The sequence below is a fragment of the Flavobacterium sp. W22_SRS_FK3 genome, assembly GCF_052113665.1.
Classification (GTDB): Bacteria; Bacteroidota; Bacteroidia; order Flavobacteriales; family Flavobacteriaceae; genus Flavobacterium.
The window spans coordinates 44,289-53,822 of the sequence record NZ_JBGQOF010000022.1 but is presented as its reverse complement, the minus strand read 5'-3'; the positions used below and the strand labels follow the sequence as shown (position 1 = coordinate 53,822).

Sequence of the window (9,534 nt, the reverse complement as noted above, 5' to 3'; positions counted from 1 at the left end):
CAAACCACAACGTCAGCGTAGCATTTTCGCCTACGTATATAAATATCGTGTTTTCTAATCTTTAATCAAACCACAACAACGGTATGATTTTGCATCAAGATATTACAAATATCGTGTTTTCTAATCTTTAATCAAACCACAACGTCAGCGTAGCATTTTCGCCTACGTATATAAATATCGTGTTTTCTAATCTTTAATCAAACCACAACTCTAAGTCATTGATTATACGTGATACATGGAATATCGTGTTTTCTAATCTTTAATCAAACCACAACAGCAGCTATAAGTGTTGTTACATACGCTTGAATATCGTGTTTTCTAATCTTTAATCAAACCACAACTTCCGAGCAAACCAGCTTGTAAATACTTGCAATATCGTGTTTTCTAATCTTTAATCAAACCACAACATAACAGGAGGTTATTCTTTGAGCCAGTTTAATATCGTGTTTTCTAATCTTTAATCAAACCACAACCATTTACCCCTTTCGGTAAATTTACTGAAAAATATCGTGTTTTCTAATCTTTAATCAAACCACAACAGCTACGGCTACAGTTTGCCAGGAATGCGGAATATCGTGTTTTCTAATCTTTAATCAAACCACAACCGACCAAGGATTGTTAAATCAGGTCGATGGAATATCGTGTTTTCTAATCTTTAATCAAACCACAACTATGCTTGCTGAATTGTACGCGCAGGCTGTAATATCGTGTTTTCTAATCTTTAATCAAACCACAACCCTACGTAGATGGTTCAAGTTTAAACAAAAAATATCGTGTTTTCTAATCTTTAATCAAACCACAACTTAGTTACAGTAAATGTAAGTGTTAGGATTAATATCGTGTTTTCTAATCTTTAATCAAACCACAACCTCTTTCATGCCATTCTGAACCATGCTGTTAATATCGTGTTTTCTAATCTTTAATCAAACCACAACTGGAGAATCTGACGAAGAAAGCTCTTAATAAATATCGTGTTTTCTAATCTTTAATCAAACCACAACAATAGGAGATTTTAACATAACACCTTTCGAAATATCGTGTTTTCTAATCTTTAATCAAACCACAACAATTTAATAAACCTGAGCCGTTATACAAAAAATATCGTGTTTTCTAATCTTTAATCAAACCACAACTAAGCTATTCACCAGAAGCGTTAAGCCTATAATATCGTGTTTTCTAATCTTTAATCAAACCACAACTGCCTTTTGATGGTTTGCTTGATGTTAAATAATATCGTGTTTTCTAATCTTTAATCAAACCACAACTATTAATTTACTTTTAAGCCCTAATACTTAAATATCGTGTTTTCTAATCTTTAATCAAACCACAACAGGATTAGGTGAGTACGTAAAGGTTGCGGGAATATCGTGTTTTCTAATCTTTAATCAAACCACAACTACAAGGAGGGAATGGAAAGAGTATTGCAAAATATCGTGTTTTCTAATCTTTAATCAAACCACAACCTATGCCGGAGAAGGTAAAATTATTATTTTAATATCGTGTTTTCTAATCTTTAATCAAACCACAACAACTGCCCAGAAAATATAAAAGCCGAAATAAATATCGTGTTTTCTAATCTTTAATCAAACCACAACAGTGTAGTTCCGTTATAATAATCATCCATCAATATCGTGTTTTCTAATCTTTAATCAAACCACAACATGCAACTTCTTGAAATCCATACATCCATTAATATCGTGTTTTCTAATCTTTAATCAAACCACAACACAACCGCAACTAAGGCGGCTATTGCGGCTAATATCGTGTTTTCTAATCTTTAATCAAACCACAACGCCAACTGAAAGAATCACTTATAATAGTGTAATATCGTGTTTTCTAATCTTTAATCAAACCACAACTTAAAGTTCCTGCATCCCTGCTGGGCGGATGCCACACCTTTCAGTTGTGGTTTGAGATGTTTAAGAGTTCGAAAAACTTATGTCAAAGAACTTACTTTACTCATTATGGAAAATCTTGTCTTCCAATTATTGTAATAATTTCTATTCTCTCATTTGCAGTGGTTACATTTTTGAAATTTTTCCAGTTGAAGAAATTTTAAAATCCAAACCTTCAACTAATACATTTAATGCTGATTTTGACAACCTTAACTTCTCATTAGCAATCTCAAAATTGATTTCCGATGATTTTTCTAATTGTCCATCAGCCTTTGAAGTTGAATGTAATCTGAATTGAATTCTACCATCAGCTTCAATAGCAACAGTTTTATACAATCTTTTTGCTAAATCTAAATTATCTAATTCCCATATTTCATCTTTAAAATTTTTATAGAACAAGACTAAAGTTCCTGTTTTTAATAGGAATTTTAACTTTAATATGTTTTTACTTTTATCTTCTATATTAAACTCTAATGGAAATTTGTATGTATTAGTTTTTGAATTATAATATTTTCCAGCTTCATAATTATTCACAACTTTATATTCCTTAATAAATTTACCTTTCCTATCTTTCCCTTCATATATCGCAAAACAATAATTCCCATCATTCTTTACAAAATAATGCTGTTTGTGTTCGTGTCTTGATACATCTCTATGTTTTTTTATCAATAATGGATTACTTACATCATTAGTAAAATAGCGTATTTTTTTTATTGGAACTGGAGAACCTTTCGAGTTCGGCAAAACATACAATTCATTTTTCATTCTATTTTCAAGAAGTTCAATCGCATCTTTAAATTGTTGTTCTTCGGATTCCTCTGCATTTTTCTTTTGCTTATTTAACTCCTCAATTTCTTTTTTGATAAGCTTTTCTTGTTCTCTACCTTTTATGACGATTTCTCTAACTCTTTCATCAACAATGTTTTTTAAATCGGCATCTTTAAATAAATCAATGGATTGGCGTTTTACGTATTTTACAACTTCTTCGGGTTTTCCTGTTTTTTTATCTAACTCTTCTCTTAAAATTGCACCATAAAAACTTTCTTTATGTAAAGCTCCTCGAACCGTATCCCCTTGTTTGTATTTGATTTCGCCTTTCTCGTTTCGTTGAATTACACCTCTTTTTCTAATTGCTTTTTTACTTTGTGTAGCCAAAACATCTGGCGTATGATGACTTATTAGAATATTGTTATCAAATTCTTTTACATCATCATTAAATCCTTTCCAAGGAATTCGATGTGAAAAAGATGGTTTAGGTTTTCCATAAAATTCAAACTGTTCTAAATCGTGATAATAATTTGCTAAAGCATCATTTATATCTCTTGTACAACAAGCGACAACAACTGCATCTTTAGCATGATGTGCGTGATTGGCCCTTGTTTTTTCATCCAATCCCCACATTTGTCTTAAATTAGCTGTGGTTTTCCCCTTTATTGGATATACTTTATTGAATGCGGTTTTTAGAAATAAATTTCCATATTTACTAATAATACCAATATCTACGGATTGGCTATTTTTAAATCCTTCTGGAATTTCTTCGATGGTGAATGACTTATATTTTTTATAATAGTAGGTGTGCTCAAACTTTAATTTTGTTCTTTTAATTATATTTTTATCTCTATTTTCTTTGGTTGACTCTACTTTTATTTTTTTAGAGATTTCTTTCATTTGATCTTCTAATCCCTTATATTTAGAGTACCAATGACCAATTCTTAACAAAACTTCATCATTATTACCGCATTCAAAAGGAATTTTATCTTTTTTTACTTCTCTATTATAAACTGAACAGCATAATGTTTTGTTGATTTGAGAATTATCTAGACTTCGACTTCTAGGAATTGTATGCTCAATATCAAATTTAGGATTGCTTCCTATAAAATCTGACAAACAAATAGTTTTACCCGTATAAAGACAAATTTTATTTTGTTCAATCCATAGTTGGTATTTTAAAATATCATTTTCAGTTGGTTCATATTCTAAATTTGTCACATCATTACAATTCTCAATTTTAATATTGCCTCTAAAAATTGATTTAATATCTTCAGCATATTTATTTCGTCTGTTCTTTAATTCTTCTTGCCATTGTCGTATTGAAACCCTTTCGTTTGCGGAGTTCAATTCTCTTGGCATTTCGATATGAATTGTTGTTTCTTCATCAATTAAATCATCTTTAATCAATTGATTGATTACTTTTTTCAATTGATGTAAAGAGCGCATTGCCATTGGATTTTTTATTGAAGAAATCAAAGGACTTCCTAAATACAACTTCCCATCCTCTTCACTTCTTTTGGCTTTTTTATAAACTTCAATTGCTGATGGATGGTACAACTTTTTCAAATCATCCGTGTTTACATTAAAATTATTATTCAAAAACTCTTTTAAAATTTCATGAATTGTTTTCTTCTTTGCAAATTCTCCTCTTCCTGATTTCAATTGCATCTGACTTAAAAAAATATCAAAACATTCTCCTAAAATTGATGTTTTATATTCTATTGGTATTTCATTCCATTTTTTGGTACCAAAAAAATCTTTAACCTGCTTTTCTAAATCCTTTTTATAAACCTCTGTAACAAAATTATTGTCTGAACTCCAAGTCCCATTCTCTTTTTTAATATTCTTAATTAATCCGTTAACAATCTCAATATTGTTACTATACACTTTATAATTTTCTAAAATAGAATGAATTTCATTATTAATTACTCTTTTATTTTCCTCATCATCCCAAATTTCAGAAGATAAAATATTTTTCATATTTGCCAGAAAAACGGAATGAGAATAAATTAAATTCTGCTTTAAATACGGCAAAATATTACGAATAGCTTTTAAACTCAAGGAGCCATAATCTTGTTTTAATTTTATTTTAGAAAACTTAATTGCTGTTTTTTCATCACAATTTAGATTATCAATAGCAAACAGTTTCAAAAGCTCTTCCTTATCAAAACGAAACAAAACGTGCCATATATCATCTATAATATCTTCTTCTGTTTTTCTAACTACTTTGTCATTTTCAGTTTTTGTATTTTTTAAGAAATTAGAAAACAGATATTGTTTCCAGTCTTTTCCAAAAACGTCTCTCAAATTGGCAATTGTAGGACATCCAGCTACATTACTTCCTAAATTATAATTGAAAAGAATATCATACTCTTTACTGTTTTTATCCTTGTAATAACCTGATTTTAAGTTTTTAGGAGTCAGTTTTTTTGCTATTTCGGCAAAATCAAAGTTGGCTTTAGCTTTTCTGTAAAATAAAAAATCAATCAGTTCTCTTTCATCAGCATTCAAAACCCGAAGTTTGTCATCATTTTGAGTTTTTATCTTAATATTATTCAAATAACTATACAACCTAAATTCTTCAAAATCAGGATGAGAAATAGGAACACACGTTTTTGTGTTCTCTAAAGGACATTTAGCAACCAATCCTTTTTGAGATTTTAAAGGTCTTTGAAAAAATATTGCTTTTTCGATTTTATCTTTTACTTCCGTAGAAACATTTTGCTTCTCACAAATAAAATTAAATTCTGTTAGATAATGATCAATTCTATGAGTGTATTCGCCTCTAATTTTTTCTCCTTTTTCATACAAAGTATAAAAATATTCTCCTAACGTTGTACATTTTGCATCTTTAATTTTTCCTGACAAATCGCTAATAGCTCTTTTTACTGGACCAAGAAATTCTGGTTTATTTAATCGCTCAATTAGTTTTTCTTTTAACTCATTATAAACTAATCGGGGATTATCTTTGACAATTGCATTAAATGCTCTTGAAAGCGTAAACAAAGGTTTATCAACAGCTTCATCCTTATCAAACGAGGAAATAAAATCATTAAATAATTCTAAAAATTCGACTATTGTATGAGATTCATTAATTAATGAAGTTATTTCAAATTTCTTTTCTTCAATTATTGAATTATCCGAACTATCTAATCTATTACTCAAAAAACCTCTCCTTTGAGCAATGTGGTAAAAAGCTCTTCCAATATTATATCTGTCTTGTTTGCTAGCTAGATTAAGTGAATTTTTAGTCGAAATAAATCTAAAATAATAAGGATTATCTTTTTGCTCTTTTCTTTCATCTTCATTGTCCTGCTTATCCGTACTTAACCACTTTCTAAATTCATCATTTTGAGGATAAATCTTTTTATAACGCCAATCAGATAATTCTTCATCAGATAATTTTGGACACAAATCATTATCTGACAAAACTTTAAGCAAATCAATTTTTCTGATTTTTCTTCTATATTTTAGTTTCCTTGCACTTCTATAATCAGTTCGTTGTGAAGCTTTAGAGCTCTCACTATTTGTTTTTGCTTCAACATTAACTCCTTCTGAAAATATTCGAACTCCTTTGTCTATAAGAGAAAAATCTGTTCCATCTTTATCCACTATCGCCCATCCAATAGAGTTAGTCCCTAAATCTAGTCCTAATATTTTTGCCATTTCAGTCTATATTTTGTAAGAATTTTTAAAGCTATGAAAAAAATATTTAAACTCTTTACGGTTTTCCTTATTCAAACCAAACTATTTTTTATTTACATTTGTTCTGATTAAAATTTCTAATCTTTAATCTTATCACAATAAGGCTATATGCCGTAGATTTAATCTAAAATCCCGCATACTCTGTGGGATTTACCTTTTTATATAATTATCATTAATAATGAAAATCTTTAGTCCTGCTTCGGTGGGACTTTTTTTTTTATCTTAACTTTGCAAACCTGCAAAAAGCAGTCAAAAAAAGTGGAAATAACAAAATTTGAAGATAAACCGATAAGCTGGACTATTTGTGAAGAATGTCAGGGACGCGGTAAAAAAAGCCGAAGAATAAGCAAAAAGGCAAGACTTCAGTACCAGCTTGCATTGCGTGAATTTGAAAAAACAAATGGCGAAGGTACTGCTCCGGTTCAGCCTAAAGGAAACCTCTACGCCTGCCCGAAATGTCTCGGATCTGGTTTGGTTCCTGCTTCTGCACCACCTATTCCTGATCAAGAAAACTACCCACATGTTGCTATTATTGGCGGCGGTATAGGCGGAATGGCTCTGGCTGTGGCTTGTTTGCACCGCGGCATTCCTTTTACGATTTACGAACGTGATAACGACTTCAATGCCCGGTCTCAGGGTTACGGACTCACTTTACAGCAAGCCAGCAAAGCAATTCAGGGATTAGGGATTTTTGCTTTAAAAGAAGGAGTTATTTCAACAAGACATCTGGTTCATACTCCTGAAGGAAAAGTAATTGGTGAGTGGGGAACCCGAAAGTGGATTCAGTCAGATATAAAAACATCTTCGAAACGTACCAATGTTCATATCGCGCGACAATCTTTGCGGTTAGCTTTATTGGAGCAGCTCGGAGGTAATAATGCAGTAAAGTGGGGACACCAGTTAATCGATTTTAAGGAAAATAAAGATGAAGGCATTGACCTCAACTTTCAGGTCGATGGGAAGATAAACAGTGCTAAGGCAGATCTTGTTGTTGGAGCCGATGGTATTCGTAGTTCTGTTCGAAAACTATTGATTGGCGATGACAGTACTCCTTTACGTTATCTGGGCTGTATTGTGATATTAGGAATTTGTCCTTTGAGTTCTCTCTCATATCTTAATAATCCTTTATTGGACTCAGCTACTGTTTTTCAAACTGCGAATGGCAACGAACGAATCTACATTATGCCCTATACATCAGATTCGGTTATGTGGCAACTTAGTTTTCCAATGCCCGAAGAAGAAGCAAAGACATTAAGCGCTAAAGGACCTCAGGCACTCAAGGATGAAGCTTGTCGCAGAATCCAATGGCACGCCCCTATTCCTCAGATTTTATCAGCAACTCAGGTAAGTCTGATTTCCGGCTATCCCGTGTATGATCGTGAATTACTCAAACCCGAATTATTGAATAAATCGAATCAAATTACCCTGATTGGAGATGCTGCACACCCAATGAGTCCGTTTAAAGGTCAAGGTGCAAATCAGGCATTGCTGGATGCACTTACACTGGCAAGAGGTATTTTAAAAGGATGTAAACCTTTATCTAACTGGAGAAAAAAAGGGATAGGGCAAAGTGTGTTAATCGAATTTGAATCAGAAATGCTGCAACGTAGTGCTATTAAAGTACAAGATTCTGCAGAAGCTGCAAAGTTTCTGCATTCCGAAATTGTACTTCACGAAAGCGATGCACCGAGAAGATGGTTTACGAAAAAAGAGGAGTATTAGAATTACTTATAGATTAAAATATTCTGTAAATTCAAAGTAATACTACATAAAGTTCCTAAAGAGATTAAATAGATTTTTTAGTATAAAATTACCATTTTTAGTTAATCCTGATTAATAAAATACAGTTGTTGCGAATCATTGGCAATGTCCAATAAAACATTGTAAATATATTTTACTACTAACGCACCTCCATCACTATTAATCAAATCAATATCATCTTCAGGCGTGTGATATTGGGGATGACCTCCAGTATGAAATCCTACCGCCGATATTGAAGATTTATAAAAAGAAACATGATCAGAACCACCAACATCACCAGCATGTACAACTGGATTCAAACCACTATTTTCCCCTAATTTCTGCATCAGTTCTACTCCATTTGAAAAAGTTCCTGCACCTCCCATGTAAATTTGCTTCTCCTGATTTAATCTTCCAACCATATCCATGTTCAGCATTACTTTTACAGCCTGTTTCTGAACTGGTAAATGATTAACAAAATATTTTGATCCTAATAAACCTTCCTCTTCTCCACTAAAAGAAACGAAAATGATACTTCTTTTGGGTTTAACGTCTAATTTGGAAACTTGTTCTAAAATACACAATAAAGCTGAGACTCCTGAAGCATTATCATCGGCTCCGTTATGAATGGCAACTGTATCTTTCTTTTTACTCCCGGATTCTGCTCCACCCCAGCCCCAATGATCATAATGAGCTCCTATTACTATAAATTCGTTCTTTAGTTTTTCATCTGATCCTTCGATAAAACCGAAGACATTTTTGGTTGTAACACTATCAGATCGCATTTTATTGATTCCTTCTTTGACAAATAAAGTAAAAGGTTGTTCGTAACTCCCATTGAACTTTTTCAGACCATATTTTTTAAAATATTTTTTAATATAAACTGCCGCATCATTATTACCTTTTGTCCCCGGAAATCTCCCTTCCATCTTGTCTGAAGAAAGATACTGATCGTGTTTATAAAATGTTTTGGCAATATTACTTTGCTGCGCATTTATCACATTATTAAAAATGAAAAAAGCGGCAATGAGAATAGTATATTTTGATTTTTGAAAAGATGCCATAACTTGTAAATAATATGAATTTTATTTTAATTCGAAAATTTTGTTCATCAAAATCCATTTTTCACCTGGTTTTGATCCGGGTATTGCTTTTTGAAATTTCCACATCAGTGTTTCCCATTCCTGAACTTTTGGATTTGAAGTATCCAATTTAGATTTTTTCTCAAAGGAGAAACCCGCATCGGTTTCCATAATCATAACTAAACGATCAGCAACATTGTAAATTTCAAGATTGATAATTCCTGAATCTAAAATGCTTTTCTGTATTTCCGGCCAGACATTTTTATGTAATTCGATATATTCGGCAATTAAATCAGGATCATTTTTTAAATCTAAGGCAAAGCAAAATTTTGACATCTTTT

Annotated in this window: 4 protein-coding genes and 1 CRISPR repeat array; of the genes, 1 reads left to right on the top strand and 3 read right to left on the bottom strand. The window is 31.7% G+C overall.

Annotated features, from left to right (window positions below; translation table 11 throughout):
• Positions 1 to 41: 41 nt before the first annotated feature.
• Positions 42 to 1,859: a CRISPR direct-repeat array (repeat unit 36 nt; unit sequence AATATCGTGTTTTCTAATCTTTAATCAAACCACAAC).
• Between the two features lie 162 nt (positions 1,860 to 2,021).
• Positions 2,022 to 6,332: a type II CRISPR RNA-guided endonuclease Cas9 gene (gene cas9, locus ACEN2I_RS17235; protein WP_441767343.1), complete on the bottom strand. Its 4,311-nt coding sequence runs from the start codon at positions 6,330 to 6,332 to the stop codon at positions 2,022 to 2,024.
• A gap of 303 nt (positions 6,333 to 6,635) precedes the next feature.
• Between cas9 and ACEN2I_RS17230 the strand changes: the two genes are divergently transcribed.
• Positions 6,636 to 8,093: an FAD-dependent oxidoreductase gene (locus ACEN2I_RS17230; RefSeq protein WP_441767347.1), complete on the top strand. Its 1,458-nt coding sequence runs from the start codon at positions 6,636 to 6,638 to the stop codon at positions 8,091 to 8,093.
• A gap of 101 nt (positions 8,094 to 8,194) precedes the next feature.
• Here the strand turns inward: ACEN2I_RS17230 and ACEN2I_RS17225 are convergent, their stop codons facing one another.
• Both ACEN2I_RS17225 and ACEN2I_RS17220 read right to left on the bottom strand, forming a co-directional pair.
• Entirely contained in the window at positions 8,195 to 9,175 is a 981-nt protein-coding gene (locus ACEN2I_RS17225) for a M20/M25/M40 family metallo-hydrolase (RefSeq protein ID WP_441767342.1), read from the bottom strand.
• Between the two features lie 21 nt (positions 9,176 to 9,196).
• Complete coding sequence (locus ACEN2I_RS17220) at positions 9,197 to 9,529, bottom strand: L-rhamnose mutarotase (protein WP_441767341.1); 333 nt, start codon at positions 9,527 to 9,529, stop codon at positions 9,197 to 9,199.
• Positions 9,530 to 9,534 lie beyond the last annotated feature (5 nt).

Coding starts and splice junctions, on each gene's coding strand:
- cas9 (WP_441767343.1), bottom strand. CDS start 6,332: ATGGCAAAAATATTAGGACTAGATTTAGGGACTAACTCTATTGGATGG.
- ACEN2I_RS17225 (WP_441767342.1), bottom strand. CDS start 9,175: ATGGCATCTTTTCAAAAATCAAAATATACTATTCTCATTGCCGCTTTT.
- ACEN2I_RS17220 (WP_441767341.1), bottom strand. CDS start 9,529: ATGTCAAAATTTTGCTTTGCCTTAGATTTAAAAAATGATCCTGATTTA.